The 20,924-nt window shown below is 69.1% G+C and carries 18 protein-coding genes; 6 read left to right on the top strand and 12 right to left on the bottom strand.

Annotated elements, in window-relative coordinates:
- Positions 1–182 precede the first annotated feature (182 nt).
- Both AB0O76_RS27440 and AB0O76_RS27435 read right to left on the bottom strand, forming a co-directional pair.
- Positions 183–344: a transposase domain-containing protein gene (locus AB0O76_RS27440; RefSeq protein WP_365496727.1), complete on the bottom strand. Its 162-nt coding sequence runs from the start codon at positions 342–344 to the stop codon at positions 183–185.
- A 211-nt stretch (positions 345–555) separates the two neighbouring features.
- Positions 556–1,020, bottom strand: coding sequence for a thioesterase family protein (locus AB0O76_RS27435; RefSeq protein ID WP_365496393.1), 465 nt, complete (start codon positions 1,018–1,020; stop codon positions 556–558).
- A gap of 154 nt (positions 1,021–1,174) precedes the next feature.
- Between AB0O76_RS27435 and AB0O76_RS27430 the strand changes: the two genes are divergently transcribed.
- The 3 genes from AB0O76_RS27430 to AB0O76_RS27420 all read left to right on the top strand — a co-directional run bounded on the left by AB0O76_RS27430 (position 1,175) and on the right by AB0O76_RS27420 (position 4,730).
- Positions 1,175–2,182 (top strand): DNA cytosine methyltransferase, encoded by a 1,008-nt coding sequence (locus AB0O76_RS27430; protein WP_365496391.1) that lies wholly within the window; start codon positions 1,175–1,177, stop codon positions 2,180–2,182.
- Entirely contained in the window at positions 2,182–3,300 is a 1,119-nt protein-coding gene (locus AB0O76_RS27425; protein WP_365496389.1) for a DnaB-like helicase N-terminal domain-containing protein, read from the top strand. Before AB0O76_RS27430 ends, AB0O76_RS27425 begins: the two co-directional genes overlap by 1 nt.
- Positions 3,301–3,365: 65 nt before the next feature.
- Positions 3,366–4,730, top strand: a complete 1,365-nt coding sequence (locus AB0O76_RS27420) for a DUF317 domain-containing protein (protein ID WP_365496387.1) — start codon at positions 3,366–3,368, stop codon at positions 4,728–4,730.
- Between the two features lie 177 nt (positions 4,731–4,907).
- Here the strand turns inward: AB0O76_RS27420 and AB0O76_RS27415 are convergent, their stop codons facing one another.
- Together AB0O76_RS27415 and AB0O76_RS27410 are read right to left on the bottom strand one after the other, a co-directional pair.
- Positions 4,908–5,804, bottom strand: a complete 897-nt coding sequence (locus AB0O76_RS27415; RefSeq protein WP_365496385.1) for a DUF5655 domain-containing protein — start codon at positions 5,802–5,804, stop codon at positions 4,908–4,910.
- Positions 5,805–6,283: 479 nt separating this feature from the next.
- Positions 6,284–7,516: a 3-deoxy-7-phosphoheptulonate synthase gene (locus AB0O76_RS27410; RefSeq protein WP_365496383.1), complete on the bottom strand. Its 1,233-nt coding sequence runs from the start codon at positions 7,514–7,516 to the stop codon at positions 6,284–6,286.
- A gap of 664 nt (positions 7,517–8,180) precedes the next feature.
- Between AB0O76_RS27410 and AB0O76_RS27405 the strand changes: the two genes are divergently transcribed.
- The 3 genes from AB0O76_RS27405 (at position 8,181) to AB0O76_RS27395 (ending at position 9,944) form a co-directional block, all read left to right on the top strand.
- A complete protein-coding gene (locus tag AB0O76_RS27405; protein ID WP_365496381.1) occupies positions 8,181–8,789 on the top strand; it encodes a response regulator transcription factor in 609 nt (202 codons plus the stop codon).
- A 236-nt stretch (positions 8,790–9,025) separates the two neighbouring features.
- Entirely contained in the window at positions 9,026–9,430 is a 405-nt protein-coding gene (locus tag AB0O76_RS27400; protein ID WP_365496379.1) for a DUF6223 family protein, read from the top strand.
- Between the two features lie 196 nt (positions 9,431–9,626).
- Positions 9,627–9,944 (top strand): hypothetical protein, encoded by a 318-nt coding sequence (locus tag AB0O76_RS27395; RefSeq protein WP_365496377.1) that lies wholly within the window; start codon positions 9,627–9,629, stop codon positions 9,942–9,944.
- Positions 9,945–10,015: 71 nt separating this feature from the next.
- Here the strand turns inward: AB0O76_RS27395 and AB0O76_RS27390 are convergent, their stop codons facing one another.
- The 8 genes from AB0O76_RS27390 to AB0O76_RS27355 all read right to left on the bottom strand — a co-directional run.
- Positions 10,016–11,644, bottom strand: coding sequence for an AMP-binding protein (locus tag AB0O76_RS27390; protein ID WP_365496375.1), 1,629 nt, complete (start codon positions 11,642–11,644; stop codon positions 10,016–10,018).
- Positions 11,645–11,648: 4 nt separating this feature from the next.
- Positions 11,649–12,656 carry an acyl-CoA desaturase gene (locus AB0O76_RS27385; protein WP_365496373.1) on the bottom strand — a complete coding sequence of 336 codons (1,008 nt, stop codon included), beginning with the start codon at positions 12,654–12,656 and terminating at the stop codon, positions 11,649–11,651.
- A 25-nt stretch (positions 12,657–12,681) separates the two neighbouring features.
- Complete coding sequence (locus AB0O76_RS27380; protein ID WP_365496371.1) at positions 12,682–13,497, bottom strand: SDR family oxidoreductase; 816 nt, start codon at positions 13,495–13,497, stop codon at positions 12,682–12,684.
- Entirely contained in the window at positions 13,494–14,822 is a 1,329-nt protein-coding gene (locus tag AB0O76_RS27375; RefSeq protein ID WP_365496369.1) for an FAD-dependent oxidoreductase, read from the bottom strand. The genes AB0O76_RS27380 and AB0O76_RS27375 overlap by 4 nt, the downstream gene beginning before the upstream one ends.
- Positions 14,823–14,825: 3 nt before the next feature.
- Positions 14,826–15,860: an AfsA-related hotdog domain-containing protein gene (locus AB0O76_RS27370; protein WP_365496367.1), complete on the bottom strand. Its 1,035-nt coding sequence runs from the start codon at positions 15,858–15,860 to the stop codon at positions 14,826–14,828.
- Positions 15,857–17,266: an NAD(P)/FAD-dependent oxidoreductase gene (locus AB0O76_RS27365; protein WP_365496365.1), complete on the bottom strand. Its 1,410-nt coding sequence runs from the start codon at positions 17,264–17,266 to the stop codon at positions 15,857–15,859. Before AB0O76_RS27365 ends, AB0O76_RS27370 begins: the two co-directional genes overlap by 4 nt.
- Entirely contained in the window at positions 17,263–18,279 is a 1,017-nt protein-coding gene (locus AB0O76_RS27360; protein ID WP_365496363.1) for a 3-oxoacyl-[acyl-carrier-protein] synthase III C-terminal domain-containing protein, read from the bottom strand. Before AB0O76_RS27360 ends, AB0O76_RS27365 begins: the two co-directional genes overlap by 4 nt.
- The coding region (locus AB0O76_RS27355; protein ID WP_365496361.1) for an alpha/beta fold hydrolase at positions 18,261–20,924 on the bottom strand (2,664 nt) is incomplete at its 5' end. The genes AB0O76_RS27355 and AB0O76_RS27360, both read right to left, overlap by 19 nt.

Here is a 20,924-nt window from a genome sequence, read left to right as displayed (position 1 = left end):
GGCCCATTCCAGCGACCTGCTCGGTTCAGCCGTGAGGGGCCCTACCGGTACGGCGCCCGCCCCTTGCTGGAGGCCCGGCCAGCATGTTGAACAACGCCTCACCGACGCGCTGCCTGGCCGTCGGCGCCGGCCACGTAAGCCTTCGCCGACGGGCGGCGACCGACATCCCGGACAGCCCGTGGTCACTTGGCCCAGCCGAGGCAATAGTCGACCTCAGGGAACAGCCACATCGCCAGCAGGAAGTAGACCGCGACCCGCGACGGTGGAAAACGCCGTCGCCGCTGTACAGCTCTCGCCTTCGCAAGGGCCGGGTCCGCCAGCTCGAATGGCACGACCGCCGTCAGCTCTCCTGGATGTCCCGGAGCGCACCGGCTCCCAGCCCACTATTGGGGCGTACGGATGATGGTCGTCAGCGGGCGGCAGGACACAACGCGTAGGCGGCGGAGCTCGTCGGATGCAAACCGTCTTGGTCAACTGCCTGTATCAACGAGCTTCGTTGCCTTACCTGGCGGCGATGCCGACAGGCATGAGGCTTCTCGCGGCATCCGAAGCCGATCAAGCTGGCGTGTAACGAGCGAAGAATTCGATCTCTGCCTCCGAGATGCGTCGCGGACGGCCTGTGTCCAGGTTGTACGCGGCCAACTTGGTCGTGGCCTCGGCGTAGGTGCGTTCGGGGTCCTGGATCATGTAACCAAGCTCGAGGCGCGCCCCACGGCAGCTGACGACCCATACAGTCACATCGACCGGCTCATTTCGGTATACAAGAGGAGCCCGGTAATCGACGATGGACTGGCTGACATCGAAGGCGTGTTGATGGCGTTCGGCTTCATCAGCGGCCAGCATGGCATGGAACATCCGCGTCCGTGCTTCCTCCATGAACCGGAGGAACAGCGCATTGTTCACGTGGCCGTACGCATCGGCATCGGCCCAACGCAGAGGGCATGGGTAGGTGTAACTGGGCACGCGAGACTTCTTTCTGAGGAAGTGCGGCTGGACTGTGTAGGGCTCGGCCGTGACCATGCCTGCTATTCGAAACCTGCTGGCTGCCGAGACCATGCCTAGGCGATCTCGCCCGGGGAGGTCGGTGGTACGCCGTCGACCCCAGGCAACTCCTCCAAGATCTCCCGGAGCAGACGCTGTTCCGCGTCACGCTCATCGAGCAGCTCCTCGATGCGTGTGGCGGCGGCCTTGGGGGCCTCGGGCAGCCCGACGCGAACGCCTCCTGGCCGCCTGCCGCGACGAGCGCTCCCTGCTCGCGGCCGAACCCATGCGCTACCTGCACGCCCTGAACACCGTCGGCGAGCCCGACTGGGTCGCCATGGAGGAAGTGCCGGACGTCCTGCCGCTGTGGAAGCAGTACGCGGCCATCCTGCGCGGATGGGGGTTCTCCGTCTGGTACGGGACCCTCAACGCCGCCGACTTCGGCGTTCCGCAGACCAGGAGGCGGGCGATCCTCCTCGCCTCCCGCGTCCGCACGGCGCAGCCTCCTGCTCCCACGCACGCTCAAGTAGCTGAACCAGAATCACTGTTCGGCCCAGGCCGCACTCGCTGGGTCAGCATGGCCGAGGCGCTGGGGTGGGGCGCGACCGACCGCCCCGTCCCCACCGTCTGCGCCGGCGGCGGCCCCGGCGGCGGACCCGAACCCTTCCCTTCCGGCTCCCGCAAGGCACTGTCCGACGCCCGGGAGCGCGGCACCTGGACGCCCCGGACGGACGGTCTGGTCCCAAAGTCCCGCCGCGAAGGCGCAGGATGGACGGCACGGCACGGCACCCTCGAGAACCGGGCCGCCAACGCTCCGGCGCCGACGACCACCGCAGAAACGCACCACTGGTCCTGGTCCCTGCGCAGCAACAACCAGGCCAACGCCACCATCCGCTCCATCCAGGAACCGGCGGGCACCCTCTTCTTCGGGCACCGTGCGAACGAGTGCACCTGGGTCGCCGAACCGGCCACCACTCCGGCACAGGATGCGGACGCCCCCGCTGCGCCAGAGCCGATCCGGATCACCGCTCGCGAGGCCGGCCTCCTGCAGACGTTCCCCGCCGACTACCCCTGGGCCGGCAACAAAGGCCAGCAGTTCTCCCAAATCGGCAACGCCGTACCCCCATTGCTGGCAGGCCACCTCCTCGCCCCACACCTCGGCGTCACTCTCGACCCCAACGACTTCACCCTCGCCGCCTGATGCCCACCATCCCCGAACCCGACGAAGACGAGCACGACGCCATCGCACCGCCGCAGCCGGTGTTCCACGTCGAGCAGGCCCTCCTCGGCGCCCTCCTCCTCGAACCGCACCGCCTCGGCGACGTGACCGGCATCGCCGCCGACTCCTTCTCCACCGCCGCGCACGCCGCCCTCTACGACGCGATCAGCACCCTGCCGCCGCCCAACCCCGCCGAGCACGCCCAGAACGCCAAGTGGCTCGACCAAGTGCTCACCAAGGGACGCGACCAGACACGCGGACTGACCGCCTCGTACCTCCACACTCTGATCCAGGTCTGCCCATGGCCACAGCACGCACCCGCCTACGCACGCATGGTCGAGGCCGAACACGCCCGCCGCCGCTTGCAAACGGCCGCCGAACACCTCCTCCAGACGGTCCACGACGCCACCCTCCCGCACCCCGTCCAGACGGTGCTCGCGGAAGCCGACGCACTCGGCGCGGTCGTGGACGACGTCGCGAGCCGCTTCCCGCCACGTGCCGGAGCCCTTCCCCGCACCACGGCACCGCCGCCGCCCGTCGCGCCCGACCCCAGGGAAGCAGTCGAGGAGGAGCAGCTCCTGCTCGCCACCGCCACTGCCCACCCTGCCGACATCGGCTCCGTCCGGTGGCTGCTCCCCGATGACCTCACCCTGCCCATGCACGCTGGCCTGTGGCAGTGCCTGACCGCCCTCACCCGCCGCCGCGAGTCCGTCGACCCCGTCACCGTCCTGTGGGAGGCCCAGCAGCGCGGTCTGCTCGACGACGGAAGCGAACCTGGCGACGTGCTCCGCCTGCTGGCCGAACCGGCCGGATCCCTGGAGTACTGGGCCGAGCGCGCCCTGCAGCGATCTCTCCTGGTCACCGCCGATCAGGCTGGCCAGCGCATCCAGGCATACGCCGGCGACCCGGCGAACACCCCCTTCCAGCTCGTCGTCGGCGCCCGCCGCTCCCTCGCCGGCATCGCCGCAATCCGCACCCGCTGGCAGCACGCCACCAGACCGGCCCCGCCGCAGCAGCCGCGATCAGCGCCCCCCACCCGCGCTGGCCCACCGACCACCACCGCCGCGCACACCGCACGCGCCACGCGAGCAGCCCGATAGCACCCCACATCTGCCGGTGGCCGGACCCGAAGACCCGGCCACCGGCAGAAGAGACGAGCCTCCACGTGACTCCCGCCATCGACGCCCACGTCCGCCTCGACACCCACCCCACTCACTCCAGCGCCGTGCAGGCCGTCCTCACCGGCAGCCAGGCCCGCATCGCTCTCCTGGCCCTGGAGGCCGCCGACTGGAGCGTCGCCGCCACCAACGTCCTCATCCTGGCCCGCATCGATCACGAGGAGCCCTACTGGGCCAACCATGCAGCGATGCAACTGATGGCGGAGGGCATCACCGTCGAGATCTCCCCTCGCCTCCAGGAGGCCATCGACGAGGAGTGGACCTGGGCGAACTATCCGATGCCGTGGTGCACCCGCAGCGAGATCCGCGACGTCTCCCAGCAGGCGCAGAAGATCCACGATGACATCCGCCACGGCCACCTCCTGATCCACGCCCACGCCCGCGACGGCCACACCACCGTCGCGGTCGGCACCTACCTCCACCGAGGCGGCAAGTCCGTCTACCTCCATGGCGAGAACCACCTGCGCCAAATCGCCGACACCTTCGACACACCCGCGGAAGCGCTGGTGGCCTTCGAGAAAGTCCATGCCGCCGAGATGCACCCCGGACCAGCGCCCCTGACCGACACCGAACGCGCCGCCATCGAAGCGCGGTCCGTCTTCGACGTCACCACAGCCAAGTCCGGACCTTCCCACCCGGAGCCGGAGACCGTCCCCGTCTACCTGGCCGACGCCGGGGACCATGACGCCCTACTCGACGAATTTCTAACTACGCACGGCGAGTTCGAGCGGTGGCGCACCTGGTCGGATGACACGACACACGCCATCCACGAATCGCAAACCCTGCGCATCGAGCGCGTCCACGAAACTCAGGCCCGCGAAACCGCCTGGACCGTGGCCGCCTACGAGACACCCGTCTCCGACCGCATGTGGGTCCTCACCGCAACCAGCGCCACCCCAGCCGCGGTGCTGCAGGATCTCCTGATCCACCTCGCCGACGGCGACGGCTGGGATACGGCCATTGGCGCCCCGGTGGACGAGAAGACGGTCACCGCAGCCACTCAGCCGCTCACGGAGGCCGGATGGAAGCATGCCTTGAACGGGCACGGGATCCGATGGACGTCTCCCGACGAGGAAGCAGGCGTTCAGTTTGACCCCCTGACTACCCAGAACCCCCAGAACCCAGCCACCTGGACCATCTGGGCCGGTCCCGGTCCGGACCAGCCCACCTGGGCCATCACCGCGTCCCCGCACACCCCGAGTTCACTGCTGACGGCTCTCTCCGAGACCCTCGCCCACCAGACCTGCACACGCCAGGCCCAGCCGGGTCGCGAGCACAAGGACCGCCTCGCCGCCAATGCGGCAGCAACTCCGGTGGTCACCGCCAGTCGCCCCAGCAGCCGTTCGCGCTGATCGTCGGCCTGCACGAGCGGGGCAACATAGCGCGGGATCGCCGGTTGGCCAAACCGGCGATCCCGCGGACCATAGATAGTCCACCGCCACTCCCTGCCCGGACGTCGAAAGGACCCGCCCACGACCGCAGACCCGACACGAAGCGCACCCCGCCACGAGTCGGGCGGCGCCATCCGATCACGCCGCCGCGTAGCTCGCCCGGAACAGATCCTGCGCCCGCTCCACGTCCCTCGGCGTACGGAGCTGGACCTCCAGGTCACCCGTCCCGTGGTGACCCAGGCCGGACACATCCCGGGTGAAGCCAGGAACGAGGTCGACGTCCTTCGGGTTGACCTTCAGGTAGACCAGCAGCTTGGTCCGCTGCGGCGGGCACAGGCAGGCGAAGTTCCGCAGGCGCTGGTACGCCCGGTACTGCTTGCGCTCCACACGGTTCACACCGTCACCGAGCCCGAGCAGGACCTCATCCACCGCGCCCGCCAGCTCCATCATGACTGCGCCCTGGACGTCCGCCGCTGCCTGGGCAACAGACTGGCGCCGTGCACGGCGGGAGACCTGCATGCCGCCGCTCACGGAGGCCACGGTCTCAAGGCCGAGCATGTCGCTGCCGAAGAGTCGGTAGCGGACCAGGTCGATCGAGCGCCGGTGCTCGCGCACGGCGTGCACGTCGTAGCGGGTGAAGTCGCCGGCGATGCAGATGAGGCGCGGGCCGCTCCACAGGACCTGGGACGCGGCCGTCACCCCGAGCCGGTCGCGGACCAGGTGCTCAAACTCGGCGCGGTGGTCCATCAGCCAGGCCAGGTAGAACAGGCCCTGGTTGATCACGCCAGCATCCGTGCCGCGCTTGTACTCGACGATGACCGGCGAGCCGTTCTCGTCCAGCCCGAGAGAGTCAATCCGGCCCCCGTGCAGCGGTCTGGTGCTGTACTCGCTCGCCAGGAACCGGACGCCCAGCAGCGTCTCCATGTGCGTCTCTACGAGACCCTGCACATCGGCTTCGATCTCAGCAAGACGCGGCATGACCTCCGTCATGCCGCTATTGGTCGTGTCCGTGCAGAACAGCTTCAGGCCCGACACCTTCCCTTCCTCGGCTCGGAGATCACCAACGCCGACAGGGGCGGGATTGTTTCCACGAGAGGCTTCGGAGGCGTGAAGATAACGTGAGACCCGACGTACAGCCTGATCGGGGAGCGCTGACGTCCCCCGATCACTGGGAACCCACGATTCCCCCATGCGTCCCGCGCGACCTGGGGGTCGGCCGGCGGGCGTCGGACACCGCTGGTGATGCCCTGGATCATCGTCGTGGGCGCCGGCATATCGGCCTACGCCGACTCCCTGCTGTGATGCTGGTGGGGCAGACGCTGCAGGGCATCGGTGTCGGCACTCTGCCGGTCGCGTTCGCGCTGGTTCGCGAGTACGTGCAGGACCGGATGGCGCTCGCCGTCGGGCTGGTCACGGGTCCCTTCATCGCCGGCACTCGGAATCGTGGTCGCGGGGCCGCTCGCGGACGCCACATCACGCCGTTGGGTCGGAACGCAGGCTTGAGCGATGGTGCGTCACTCGGTGCGCCGACCCGTCACCGTTCCCTTGGCCCACGCATCGATCAGCTCGGTGGCCTGGTCGGCGTTGAGTCGCGGATCGCACAACGTGGTGTAGTGACGCTGCAGATCGTCCTCGGTCTCCACTGGTCCTCCGACGCATTCCGTCACGTCGTCGGCCGCCACCTCTATGTGGACTCCGGCGGCGTACTGCCGGTTCTTCTCGAGGATGTCGCGGAACCGCAGCGCTTCGGTGATCACATCAGCGAGATGGCGTGTTTTGAGGCCGTGGCGGGATTTCACGGTGTTGCCGTGCATGGGGTCGCTCAGCCAGATCACCGGGTGTCCCGCATTCGCCACGCGGCGGACGACGGGCGGCAGGGCCTGCCGAATCTGGTTCCGGCCCATCCGCGGTATCAGGACCAAGCGGCCGGGTTCGCGGTGCGGATCGAGCCTCTCGCAGACGCGCAGTATGTCGTCGGTGTTCGAGGTCGGTCCGATCTTGCACCCCACGGGATTGGCCACGGAGGAGAGCAGGGAGACGTGTGCGTCGGCCGGCCCGCGTGTCCGCTCTCCTACCCAGGGGAGGTGTGTCGAGGTCAGGTACAGGTCATCCGTGTCCGGATCCCGGCGGATCAACTCGGATTCGTAGTCGATGACCAGGGCCTCGTGGCTCGACCACGGGCCGTCCGTGGCCGGCACGCGAGCGGTTCCCTCGCGGTACGCCCGCATAGCCCGCTGCACTGTGTCGCTGGCGTCATAGGCCCACATCATGCGCAGTGGGTTGGCATTCCGGGTTCCCGGCGTGGCGATTTCTGAATTGATCATATGCCCCCGAAACGAGGGAATTTCCAAGGTTCCTTGATATTCGGTCGCCTGTGATCTGGGTTTGGCGAATTGCCCGCCCATGCGGCCGACCCGGACGACGTCCCGCCCTGTGATTTCACCGAGGCGGTCTCCCAATCTTTCGATGACGTCCAGCTTCGCCGATATATGGCGGGGCGTGCATTCGTAGAAGCTCTCCGCGCAGTCGCCCATTTGAAGCAGGAGGGCGCCGTTCGTGACCAGTTCCGAGAGCGACGAGCGCAGCCGCCGGATCTCCGCCGCCGTCACCAGGGGCGGAGCCGACGCCAGCCACTGACGGGCCCCCTGGTAGGCGGCGTGATCCCGCCAGTCCGGCTGCTGGGCCGCCGGCATGTCCTCCCACGGCCCGGGCCGGGTGAAGTCCGCCGTAGAGCTGGTGAGTTGCATGTGTGCTCCCGTCGAGAGATCAGCGAGACGTGCTTCCGGAGTCCATGGGGGGCCGCGGGCCGGTTGCCGCTAGCGTGACCCAGTGGCCGGTGCGCGCACATCACGTCTTTGCGCTGCTCTCCCGGTGGTTGGTGTGGAGCGGGCACGGTCGAATCGGACATAAAATAACCCGAACGCAATCATGACGGACATAAGACCCCTAAGTACCTCCTCGCGAACGATCAAGGGTAGAGGAATTGTGGCCAGAGGGGCTAAGGTCAACGGCTGCGGCTCTTGCGCATAACGGGGGATTCTGACGATGGTGTTTTGCGTTTTTTCGGTAAGGTCACACTTACTTGATTCGATTCTCGGTATCGACCCCTGCGTTTCGATCCGGGGTTTCGCTCACTGCGAGCGACTGAGGCGCTCACACGTATTCCATGTCGGACAATCCGATGAAAGGCGTCCTTTCGCCGTCGTTCAGCGCCACGAAGTCGGCAAGGCGAAGCCGGTCACGGCTCGATCGAGGTCTGCGCCGACGGTCGGGCCGCGCATGGGGCGGATCACCGACAACGGTGCCGGGCAGCGGGGCTCGACACCCAGGACAGGGCTTGCCGGTCCGGCGACGTGGACCACATGCCGCTGACGGCACGTCTCTCCATGGCCGGGGAGTGGTGGAGGCAAGATGGCGATCAAGGTTGTTCTAGCCGGGGACGAAGCGCTCACCAGGGAGGCTCTCACTGAACTCCTGCAACTCTCGGGAGGTATCGAGGTTGTCGCCCAGACGGGGTGGGGCGACAGGGTGTTAGGGCTGCTGGACGACTACCAGGCGGAGCTCGCCGTTCTCGATGTGCGCATGCCGGGCATGAACGGCATCGAGGTCGCCGAGCATCTGCATGAGGAGCGGCCCGGTTTCCCAGTGGTGATCCTGAGCGGTTACGTGCGGCCGGGGCACCTGGAGCGGGCCTTCAAGGCCGGAGTACGCGGAATTCTCACCAAGGAGACCTCAATCCGCGAGTTGAGCAGAGTGATCCGTGATGTGCACGCCGGGGGCAGTCACTACCCGTCCGAGCTGGTGGCCCAGTTGGTGGCCGTGGGGGACAACCCGCTGACGGCCCGTGAGGTGGAGATCCTGAAGGCGGCCGAGGACGGTCGCCCTCTCAGTGCCATCGCGTCACAGCTGCACATCAGCCCGGGAACGGTCCGGAACCACATACATTCAGCCATCTACAAACTGAAGGTGGGCAACAGGATCAGCGCCGTGCACGCTGCTTCGAGGGCCGGTTGGATCTGAGCTGACATAACGGCTGATGGCGTCCGTTGCCATGACATTGCGATAGCGGAAGGGATCCGGGCGAGCCGAGGCGGTGCTGCGGCTGCGGTATGCGACTGCTGTAGCGGCAGGCCTGGCCCCGGGTGCGTACCGCCTCGGTGGTAGCGCTATCGGCGACTCCGGGATGACGCCCCGTGAGCACCTCGGTACCTACGCTTTCGTCTGTACCCGTCAGGCAACCGAAGGGATCCCCCCCGATGTCCATCCGTCACTTGCTCAGCGCCGCCGCAGCCGCCTGCCTCGGAGGGCTTGTGCTTGCCGCGCCGGCGGCCGCGCAGGTCTCGGTCGCCGCCGACGACAGCTCCGGCTCCGGGCGAGGTGGGTCCATCGCGGCCCTGGTGGTGGTTCTGATCGGTGTGGGCCTCGGTGTGCGGGCGCTGCGCTCCGCGGGTCGTAGCGGTGACGGTGCGCGCAACGGAGCCATCGCGGCCGTGGTGGTGGCGTTGCTCGGGATCGTCATCGGTGCGGTGGCCGCGGCCACCGCCGACGGCGGTACCGGCTCGGGCAACGGACGCGGCGGATCCATCGCGGCCGTGGTGGTGGGGCTCATCGCCCTGGTCCTCGGTGGCATGGCACTGGCCCGCTCCCGCCGCACCGCCTGACCCGGCTGTTCTCATCGACGCGTTCATCGAACGCAAGGCACGACCCCTGAACGGGGCCGACCCGGACCTCCCCCGGCCGGGTCGGCCTCATTTCTCTTTCTGGATCCGTCGGGCAGCAATGGAGTTATCACGCTGCGCCCATGGGGACCTTGTCCTGAAGGAGACGTCCCGCGGGCCGCTCGCCCACCTCAGTTGGATGGACTCGCCCGGGGCGCTGTGCCCGGTCGGGCAGTCCCGCTTCTGGTCGGACCCCTACGCCGAGACCTGGGGCGGCGGGGTGGCTACGGATTCCCTGTCCGTCGTCCTGTCGGACGGCATCGTCCACTCCTGGTTCCCCGGCCCCGCGGTCACACGCGCCGCTAACGGCGAACTCAACGATGACGAAACGCACTTACTCGACGACGTCTCGTCCGGGGAGCTGCACGCGGGCGCCGAGCCGCCGGGCTTCGCGGAGCTCAAGGCTGCCGACAGGGCGCGCTATCGGCTGGGGCTTTCGCATGTGCTGGATGTCTGAGCCGCGCGCTGCCGGACTCCGGAACGACAAAACCGGCCGTCGGCGCGTGTCGACGGCCGGTTCCCTGTGCCTCAGGCGTAAGCCACCCGCGCCATCGGGTCGAGGCGGTCCTCGGCCAGCAGGGCGCGGCAGCGGAAGCGCTGGAGCTTGCCGCTCGGCGTCTTCGGCAGTACGCCCCGCCGGACGAACAGGCACTCGGTCAAAGGAAGACCAGCCTTCTTCAGTGCCAGCTCAGCCGCCTCGTCGGCGATGGGTGCGAAGTCCTTCGGTACGCCCTTGGGCTCCAGGATCAGCACGAAGCGGTTGGTGCCGCTGCCCGCGTCGATCAGGGCGGCGCACCCCTTGCGCACCGCGGGGAGGGAGTCGATGGCCGCCTCGATCTCGGACGCGTACACCTTGCGCCCGCCCACGGAGAGCATGTCGTCCGCCCGCCCCATGACGAAGAGTTCGTCGTCGTGGACGAACCCGAAGTCGCCGGTGCGGAACCAGCCGTCCCGGAATCGGGCGGCCGTGCGCTCCGGGTCGCCGTAGTAGCCCTGGGCGAGGCTGGGCGAGTTCACGCGGATCTCCTCGACCGTGCCCGCGGGGCCGGCGGCGACCTCGATGCCCGGCAGCGCGGGACCGTTCGAGACCAGGATCGCCGCCCCGGGCTGGTCCGGAGCGACCTCCACGACTGATCCGTCAAGCAGCGCCGCACCGTCGAAGGCCAGTGACCGGGCCTTCTGGGCCCAGGGCTTCGCGGTGATGGCCAAGGTTGCCTCCGCCATGCCGTACGCGGGCTGGAAGGCCGTCTCCGCGAGGCCGTACTGACGGAACTTCTCCGCGGCGGCCACCAGGACGTCCCAGCCGATGCGTTCCGCGCCGACCACCGCACTGCGCAGCTGTAGCGGCTTCGGCAGGTCGGCGCGGCCCTGGGCCCGTGCGGCGAGGTAGACCGCGGTGCTCGTGGCCGTGGTGATGGTCGCCCCGTACTCGGACATGTCGCGGAACCAGCTGCGCGGCGCCATGCCGAACCGTTCCGGGGTCGAAAGGACCAGATCGAAGTCGTACGCCCACGGGTAGAGCAGGGCGCCGAACATGCCCATGTCGTGGGAGAGCGGCAGCCAGGAGGCGAACGTGTCCGCACCGGGACGCCCGCCCGTCAGATGGAGGATGATCTCCATCTGCGTCTCGATGCTCCGGGTGGTCAGCGCGCAGCCCTTGGGGGTGCTGGTGCTGCCGGACGAGTACTGGATGAACGCCACGTCGTCCGGACCGGGCGGGCTCGCTTCGAAGCGCCCCGAGCCGGAGCCGTGCAGCGCGGCCCAGCTGCGCACCGGGATGTGCCGGCTGAGCTTCTCCGGGACAAGAGGGGTCAGCCACTCGTCGGCGACGACGAGGGACGGGTCGAGGCGCGCCGCGAGCGCGGTGAGCTGGCCCGTGTACTCCTCGGAGCTCTGGCCGCGTGTCGGCAACGGGAGCGAGGCCACGGCGCCGCCGGCCAGCCAGACGGCGAGCAGACCGCGGACCGTGTCCGGGGTGTTGGTGAGGATGGTGGCGACGCGCGCGCCCGGTGTGACGCCGAGGCGGCGCAGTTCGGTGGCCATCTTGTGCGCGTCCTTGACGACGTCGCGCCACGGAGTGTGGGTGAACTCGTCTCCGGTCCACTCGTGCAGGACACCTCTGGAGGCGCTGTTGGTCAGAGCATCGAAAAGCTGCATGCGATCACTCCACGTCAATCAACGACAGGTCGTCGGCCTTGGAGCGGTCCGCCATCGGCGCCAACTTCTGCTGGCTCTCCAGGAGTTCGCGCTCACTGAGGGCGGTGCCGGAGACCCGGCTGACCCCGGCCTCACGCATGGTGATCCGCTCGGGGTCGATGCGGATCACCTTCTTGGCCATGCCGGTCTTCTCCATGCCCCAGATGGCGATGGCCGTGAGGTCCACCTCGTACCACTTCATGCCGTGGCGGGCCGAGCGCGGGAACGCGTGGTGGTTGTTGTGCCAGGCCTCGCCGAAGGAGGCGAGCGCGAGCCAGGCCACGTTGCGCGACTCGTCGGTGGTGTCGAAGCGCCGGCGTCCGAAGTAGTGGCCGATCGAATTCACGGCGTACGTCACATGGTTGACCAGGAAGATCCGCACCAGACCGCCCCAGAGCAGTGCGGTCACACCCCCCATGAGCGAGCCGCCGGTGATGGCGAAGCCGAGGAGCCCGGCGAACACGACACCGCCCATGGTGACGAGGAGCAGGTGCTCGCTGAGCCAGCGCAGCGGCTTCTCGCGGACCAGGTCGGGGCAGTAGCGCATGGGGTCGGACGTGAGGTCCTCGTTGAAGAGCCAGCCCAGGTGGGAGTGCCAGAGTCCGGCCAGTGTGCCCTTGAAACCCGGCTCGAAGTCCAGGTGCGGGCTGTGCGGGTCACCCTCCTTGTCGGCGACGCGGTGGTGCTTGCGGTGATGGGCCGCCCAGATCAGTGGCGGGCCCTGCCCGGCGATGGCGCCGGAGGTGGCAAGCGCGACGCGGATGGGTTTGTAGGTTTCGAACGATCGGTGCGTGAGCATGCGGTGGTATCCGGCGGATATCCCGAAGATGGATATCGAGTACATGATCACCAGGACCACCAGGTCCGACCAACGGAAAACGCTGTTCCACAACAGCGCCATGGCGCCGAATACGGCTATGAGCGGGATGACGGACGCACCCAGCATGAACCAGCGGTGTTCTCTGCCGCCCATCTGAACCTCACTTTTCGTAAAGGGGTTAATTGCTGGGTGTGGCGGCTGCCCTGGCTCCTCTGAGCCGGGGCAGGAACACACCGCGCAACAAGGGGAAAAGCACTACGCGGGGGGTGAGTCGGCCTGCCACGTACTGGGCTTTGGCAACAGGACCCGGCACCGAGAGGCGCCGGCCGCGTGCCATGGACCGCAGTCCGGACTCGGCCACGTGATCGGGCGAGAGCCAGGCGAGGATCTTCTGCCGCTGGAGGTGCGGGATGCCGCCCACTTCGTAGAAGTTGGTGCGCACCGGGCCCGGGGCGAGCAGCGTGCAGGTCACGCCGGTGCCCCGCAGTTCGGCGTGCAGCGACTCGGCGAAGGTGTTGGCGAAGGCCTTGGTCGCCGCGTAGGTGGCCGCGGTCGGTACGGGCTGGCAGCCGGCCGTCGACCCGGTGATCAGGATCCGTCCTGCCCGGCGGGCCAGCATGCCCGGCAGCACGGCGTGCACCACATCGTGCAGGGCGACGACGTTGACCTGGACTTCCGCGGCTTCGGTCGCCGGATCGTTCGCACTGAGCGGGCCGCAGGTGGGAAAGCCCGCATTGGCGCACAGCACGGACACGGACTCGTCCGCCAGTTCGCGGGTGAGTTCGAGACGGGCCTGTGGGTCCGCGAGGTCACACGTCCTGACCCGGACGCGAATGGCCCGGTCGTCCGCCACTTCCTTGGCGAGGCGCTCCAGTTTCGCGGTGGAGCGTGCGATGAGCCACAGGTCATAGCCCTGCGAGGCCAGCGTGCGGGCGAGCGATTCTCCGATGCCGGACGAGGCGCCGGTGACAACGGCCAGGCGGCGTGCGCTCATGAGGCAGCGCCGAGGTGGTTGGCGAGGCGGACGGCCGCGGCGCCGCCGGTCCTTGCGCACGGCTCGATGGCCACACCCTGGATGTAGTCGCCCGCGAGTTCGAGCCCGGGGACGGTCGCGACACCCTTGCGGACATCCGCGAGGAATTCCGCGTGATAGGGAACGTATCCGCTGTACGCGGCCTCCCAGTGCTTGACGAGCGTGTTGACGCGTTCGGCGCGCGGCGCCCCCAGGTGGCGGCGCAGCTGCGCTTCGGTTTCGCTCGTGAGGCGGTCGATGTTCTCGGGGCTCAGGTCGGTGAGCCGGCCCTTGCGGCCGCTGTACGTGTAGCGGACGATGTGCCGCTCGTCCTTGCCGTACGAACCGGCGTTGCTGCACGGCCCGTCGTCCATGGCCAGCGCGCGGACCTCTTCGTTGAACATGTCCCGGTCGTACTCGACGAGGACCACGGTGGACGGGAAGTAGCGGACGTCGGAGAGCCGGCGGGCCAGGGCGGGGTGGGTGTCCCGCAGGATGGCCGACGTGGCGTAGGCGGGAGTGGCGATGACGACGCCGTCGTACTCCACGTCCTCGGCCGGTGCGCCGTTCTCCGAGAGCCGCAGTCCGGCTACCTTGCCGTCGCGGATGACCAGGGATTCGGCCCGGGTGCCCGTACGCACGGGAATGCGCTTGGCGAACGCGTCGAGCGCCGGCTGGATGCCGCCGGCCAGCTGGTCGTAATGGTCCATCAGCATCGCCAGGTTGGTCCCGAAGGTGCCGGGGCTCACCTCGTCGGGCTCGGCGCCGTTGTTGCGGATCACCATGGGGCGGATAAGCATGTCCGTCATGTCGGCCCCGAAGAAGGAGCTGAGCGGGGCGTGGTCGTGCCGCTGCGAGAGCCTCGTGAAGTAGCTCGAGCCGAGGAAGCGGTTGGAGTCGTTCTGCCGGATGCGTGCGGCCATGGCGACCAGACGGGCGAAGTCCCGGGCGGAGCCCATCTTGCGGATGTTCGCCAGCGTCTTGCCGCGGCGCTCGCTGTCCAGGGTGAGGATCTCGCCGTTCTTCAGGCGGGAGGCATTGTATCCGAAGGAGTCGTAGGCGTCGACGCCCAGTTCGGCCGTGAAGCGGCGGAACTCCGTGTAGCGGCGGCCGATGTTCTTTCCGCCGGTCATCACCTGCCGGTCGCCGAGACGGTCCACGCCGAAGCGGCCGCCCGCGGTGTCGGCCGCCTCGATGACTTCGACGCTGTGGCCGAGCATCTCCAGGCGAAGGGCCGCGTTCAGACCAGATATTCCCGAGCCGACGACGGCTGTCCGACGCCGACGCACTGTCCGTTCAGCAGACATCGTTCACTCTCCGTGTATTCGCGTCGCCTGGAGGTTCGCAAGAAGCTCGATGCGGCCCTGGACGACGCACTTTCCGAATTGCAGAAGGTCGACGGTGACCGGGACACGGCCGTCGGCGTCGGGGCGTCCGGCCGTCGCCCGGAGGACGAGGTCCGCCTCGAACTCGACGAAGTCGAGGAAGGCCGCGTCGCAGCCGACGACGAACGCCGTCGGGGAGGAGACAGCCCCGCTCCGTACAGCTGCCGCCACAGCTGCCTGACGCAGGCCCTCGACCATGAGCGGGCCGGGGACATGGTCGTACTCGTGGTCGAAGAAGGCGGGGTGGGTACGGTCGATGGCGAGCAGGTAGCGGGTGGTGTCGGGGGCGTCCGTACTGTCCCCGCCCGTCTCGCCCGTCTCCGCGATCACGACGTTCTTCGGGTTCTCCCGGCCCACTACGGCCGGTGCGAGCGCGCTCGCGTCCGTCAGGACGGCGGTGGCCACCGGTTTCTGGGCGCGCTGGAAGGAGCGGAAGACGTCGTAGTCCTCCTGCGTCATGAAGGCCAGGTCCGCGTCGAGCGTCATCGCTCTGCGGCCGCCGATGAAGATGGTCCCTTCCAACGTCATGCTCACCACGTCGGAACCGCGGTCCTCGCGGCTCGCGACGCGATAGTGCACATGGCCCTGGAGCGCCGTGGTCCCGTCATGGGCGTACGCCTCGGGGTCGGTGACCCGCAGGGCGACGCGCTGCAGCGTGAAGGGGAGGCCGACGGGCACCCCGATGTGGCGGTGCAGCATCACGAAGATGGACTGGCGGGCGGCCTCCGCCGTGGCGAGCATGTCGTAACGCCGGCCCGGATGGTCGGACCAGAGACTGTGGGCCCTGGGTACCTCGTACGCGAGATAGAAGTCCTCCGGCGAGCCCTGCGCGGAGTCGACGACGAAGACTTCACCGATCTGCCTGCGGTGGGCGATGTCGCGCGGCACGGTCTGCTCGTAGCTCAGGCTGATGCCCGACGGCAGCGCGGTCGTGTCGGTCCCGGGCGGGGTAACGGTCATCGACTCAGCTCCGCTTCTGGAAGGTCTGGTTGTACGGGCGGCCGCACCGGGCCGCTCTGGTGCACGGGCCTGCGCATGGCGCGTCTGCGGCCGATCTCGGTGGAGACGAGCGACGCCATTTCGGCGATGACCGCCTTGCGCCGGCCGGGACTGTGCCGCAGGAGGCCTCCGGTGGCGTGCAGGACACGGGCCGGACTGAGGACGTCCAGGACGGACGAGCGATGGCTCAACAGGTTGAGCAGGTCGTCGATCCTGCCCTTGGCGTGCATCCGCCGGACGGTCTGCGGGACGACGGCGGCGATCGGGCCCGCCACACCCAGGTCGGCGGCGAGGCCGTAGTACTCCGCGTACGTACGGTCCCGCCAGCGCACGAACTCCCGGGTAACCCGGTCGATTTCACCGCCGGAACGCGTCAGAGCCCGCTCGATGCGCGGGGCGAGGTGCTCCGCCTGGTGGAAGGCGTCGCCGATGCCCCGGCCGCCTGCCGGGTCCTTGAAGTGCCCGGCGTCGCCGAGCAGTACCCAGCCGGGGCCTGCGGCTTCACGGAAGTATCCGAAGAAGCGCCGGACTCCGTAGATCTTGGTGGCCCGTTCGGCGTCCGCGAGCGCCTCGGCGATCGGCGGGCAGTGCTCCACGTGGGCGCGGACGGAGGCGTCGAGGTCCTCCCGAAACCGGTCCCGCTCGTGCTGCTGCGGCGAGACCCCGAGGATGTACAGGCCGTTGTCGGCGGGGCCGCCCAGCATGTGCCTGTCTCCCCACCGGTGGAAGACGAAGGTCGGGTGGGTGCCCAGGTCGGCGCCCTGGAAGTACGTCCAGTAGTAGCTGCGTTCGCCGTGCAGAACGTGATAGCGGCGGGCGTTGCAGGCGTCGGCGACCCAGGAGTTCCTGCCGTCGGCGCCCACCACCAAGCGCGCTCGCAGCTGCGTCTCGCGCTCACCGCGGACGACCCGGACGCCCGCCACCCGGCCGTTCTCCTCGATGAGGCCCACCACCTTGGTGCCGAGGCGGATCTCGGCGCCGGCCGCCGCGGCCGTGTCCACGAGGGCGCTGTCGAGGATCTCCCGCCGGATGCAGGCCGCGCCGCCCGCGTCACCGGGGGCCTGGGGCAGTTCCTCGTGGCAGTGGAAGTCCTCGAGCCGCATGTCGATGTGGCTCATGGTGGTGGCCCCGGCCGCCCGCAGCCGATCCATCGCACCAACCCGCCGCAGGAACGAGAGGGAATCGGCCTGCAGGATGTTCGAGGACAGGGTGAACCCGATGCCGGCGCTCTTGTCGACCACGACGACGCTGAGGCCACGGGCTGCCAGGAGCACCGCGAGGGAGGCACCGGCGCAGCGGGCGCCGACGATGGCCACGTCGAAGTCCTCGACGGCCGAATGACCTTCACGGCCCTCGGTGCGCGTCATTGGGCGCCTCCCCACCGCACGGCCGACGCGGCGGCGAAGTCTCCGGCGTGCGCGAACCCGGACATCACCACGAGGTCGCCCTCGTGCAGATCGCCGGCGCGCGCGGCCTGGTCGAGGGTGATGGGGACGGCGGCGCCGTAGAGGTTGCCGAAGCGGTCGAAGGTGTCCAGATGGTGTTTGGCGTCGAGGCCCAGGGCGTCCCGCCAGTTTTTCAGGAAGATCCGGTTGGGCTGGTTGGTGACGAGGACGTCGATGTCGGTGGCGCTCTCACCGATGTCCGAGCAGAGTTCCTGGACCAGCTCGGGCACGAGGGTGTTGCCCCGCTCCAGGATCTCCGTGGTCTTGTTCTTGTCGAACTCGATGTCCATCTGGCCCGTGCCGGGTTCCCAGAACTTGCGCCCGTCGGGGGTCTTCAGGCCGAGGTCGAGTGCGTACTCGGGAATGCTTCTGGTCCGTACGCCGAGCACCGGCGAAGGGCCGCCCGCCTCCAGGTAGGCCACGCCGCAGCCGTCCCCGGGGACCGCCGCGTGCGAACGCTTGCGGACATCGGGCTGGGCGAACATCCGGCCCGCGATGTTCTGCACGTTGGCTATAAGGGCGGTGCGCGCAGAGCCGTCGGCCATGATCTTCTGGGCAAGCCGCACCATGTACATGAACGAGGCGCAGCCGCCGTTGTGGAGGTCCACGATCCACTCGGGGTTGATGCCGAGCCGGTGTGCTGCCTGGGCGCCGATTCCGGTGAACAGCTCGTCCGGCAGCAGCACGTTGGTGATGAGGATGTCGACGTTGCCCGCGGGCTCGCGGCCGAGCCGTTCGAAGACGGGCCTGGCTGCCTTCTCGATCCACTCGGCCGCGCTGTCGTCGCGGGCCGCGTGGTGACGGGTGGGCGGCACCTTGAACAGCGGCAGGTTCCCCAGGGGATCCGCCGGTGCATGCTCGTCCAGGAAGAACTCGGGCGTCACCACGTTCTCGGGCAGATGGCTCCCGAAGTCGACTATGCCGACGGGCTGCATGGTGTTTCCTTTCGAAGCCAGTCCTCGATGGTCCGTGCGGTGTCCGCGGCATGCGTTTCGAGGATCGAGAAGTGGTCCCCGGGGATCGTGGTGACACTGTCGGCGGTACTCCACAGCGGCCACGCGTCGCTGCCGGGGGCTGCGGGTCCCTCGGCTGCGCTCAGCAGCAGCGACGGGGCCCGCAAGGGGTCGGGGCGCCATCCGTCGAGCAGGCCCAGATAGCCGCCCATGGCCAGGATGTTGTCCTCGCGGATGTCGATGGCGGCGCTCTCGCGGTCGATGATGCTGCCCATCGCCCAGCCGAACACCTCGGTCATCCGGCCGGGTTCCGGCTCGTAGGTGTCCATGAGCACGACACCCGCGACTTCATACCCGGCGCTCTCCAGGGCTGCGGCGACGGCGTGTGCCAGCACCCCGCCGATGGAGTGGCCGACGAGTAGCACGGGGGCGCCGTCGGCCACCCGCGCGGTGGCGGCGGCGAGGCTGTCGACGGCCGCACGCCAGGTCGCGGGCGGCGGATCCGCCGCGCCGAACCCGGGCAGGGTGAGCGCCCACATCCGTGACCTGCGCTCGAAGCCCGCGGCGAACCTCGCATACATATGCGGTCCTGAACCGGCGAGGAAGGACGGGACGCAGACGACGACCGGTGACTGCGAACCATCGGAGACGAGGATGGATTCCGGCGGATCGCCCAGCTCCTCCGGGGAGTCGAAGGACGGAAGGCGCCGGGCGGCTTCCCGCAGACGCGGAACAGCGTCCGGCAGTTCCCCGCGCGCGTGGGCTTCGCGGAGCATCCGGGTGTACGTGCCTTCCGGCGCAGGGCGGTCGGACAGCAGGAGCCGCAGATGGTCGGCGATGGCGGCCGGAGTCGGGTGGTCGACGAGGAGGGTGGCCGGCAGGTCGAGGCCGGTGGCCTCGGACAGGCGGCGCTGCAGCCGCACGGCGGCGAGCGAGTCGATGCCGAGCTCGAGCAGTGTCCTGTGCCCGTCGATGCTGCCGTCCGCTCCGCCCTCCTCGTGTCCGAGGACGAGGCCTGTCTGTATGCGGACCAGGGACAGCGTGTCATCGGGGCTGAGCCGTTCGGGCGTTGCCGGGGCGCTCTCGGCCACCGGCCGTGCCTGCGTCACCGGGGTGGTGCGCTGGCCGTCGGCCCAGTAGCCGCGGGTCTGGAACGCATAGGTCGGGATGGACACCCGACGGGCCGCCGATGGCTCGAAGAGCGCGGCCAGGTCGCCGGACGCGCCATGGGCGGCCAGCTCGGCGAGTGCCATGAGGAGGGTCTCGGGCTCACGGCCGCTGCGGTGCAGGGACGTGGCGAGGACGGCCTTCGCGGGCGTCTCAAGGCAGCCCCCGGTCATGGCAGTGAGGACGCCGTCCGGGCCGAGCTCCAGATAGGCGGTGACGCCCGCACGCTCCAAGGTGCGTACGCAGTCGTGGAAGCGGACCGGCTGTTCGGCCTGCGTCACCCAGTAGTCGGGGGTGGCGAGGGTCGCGACATCGGTGAATGCGCCGGTGACGTTGGAGACGACAGGCACGGCCGGGGCGCGGAACTCCAGCTTCGCGGCCAGGGCGGCGAGGTCGGCGAGCATCGGGCGCACCAGCGGTGAGTGGAAGGCCTGGCTCACCCGCAGCCGACGGATACGGCGACCGCGCTGCTCCCACTGCCGCTGCCAGTCGTCGAGTTCGGCCCGGGGCCCGGACACGACCGTGGAGTTCGGTCCGTTCACGCCCGCCACGGCCAGCGCGCCACCGGCGTTGCGCAGGCTTTCGCGTACCTCGTCCTCCGTCGCCTGGACCGCCGTCATCCCACCAGCGGCCGGAAGCGCCTGCATGAGCCTGCCGCGGGCGGCGACCAGGCCACAGGCGTCCGCCAGGGAGAGCACACCGGCGGCGTGCACGGCCACGAGCTCACCCACGGAGTGCCCGACCAGGAAGTCCGCGCTGAACCCCCAGGAGGCGACCAGGCGATACAGAGCGGTTTCCAGGGCGAACAGGGCGGGCTGCGTGAAGTCCGTGCGGTGCAGCAGCTCCGCCTCTTCAGTGCCTTCATCGGCGAACATCACCTGGCGCAGCGGCCGGTCGAGATGACGGTCGAGTTCGGCGCACACCTCGTCCAGGCTCTGGGCGAAGACGGGGTGACTGGCGGCGAGTTCACGGCCGGCGCCGGGCCGCTGGGCACCCTGCCCGGTGAAGAGGAAGGCGGTCTTGGCCCTGCGCGGGGCCACTCCGCGGACGCCATTGCGCGGCAGCTCGCCGCGGCCGAGGGACTGCAGACCGCCCAGCAGCTCGTGGCGCGTACTGCCGCTGATCACTGCCCGGTGCTCGAAGCGGGACCGGGTCAGGGCGAGGGCGGCGCCCACGTCGGTCAGGGAGGCGTCCGGCCGTCCTTCGAGCCACGTGTGCAGCTTCGTGGCTTGCGCGTCGAGGGCGGCCGGGGACTTCCCCGACAGAATCCACGGGACCGGGCCTGCCCACTGGGGTGTTGTGGTGGTGTCGGGTGCCTGTTGCGGGGCTTCCTCGACGATCACATGCGCGTTGGTCCCGCTGATACCGAAGGCGGAGATCCCGGCCCGGCGTACGCGCTCGCCCCGCGGCCAGGCAGCCGCCTCGACCAGCAACTCGATGCCACCGCCCGACCAGTCGGC

It is taken from the genome of Streptomyces sp. NPDC086554 (assembly GCF_040686095.1).
Classification (GTDB): Bacteria; Actinomycetota; Actinomycetes; order Streptomycetales; family Streptomycetaceae; genus Streptomyces.
Note: the sequence above shows the minus strand (reverse complement) of the source record. Positions and strands in the feature narration are given on the sequence as shown.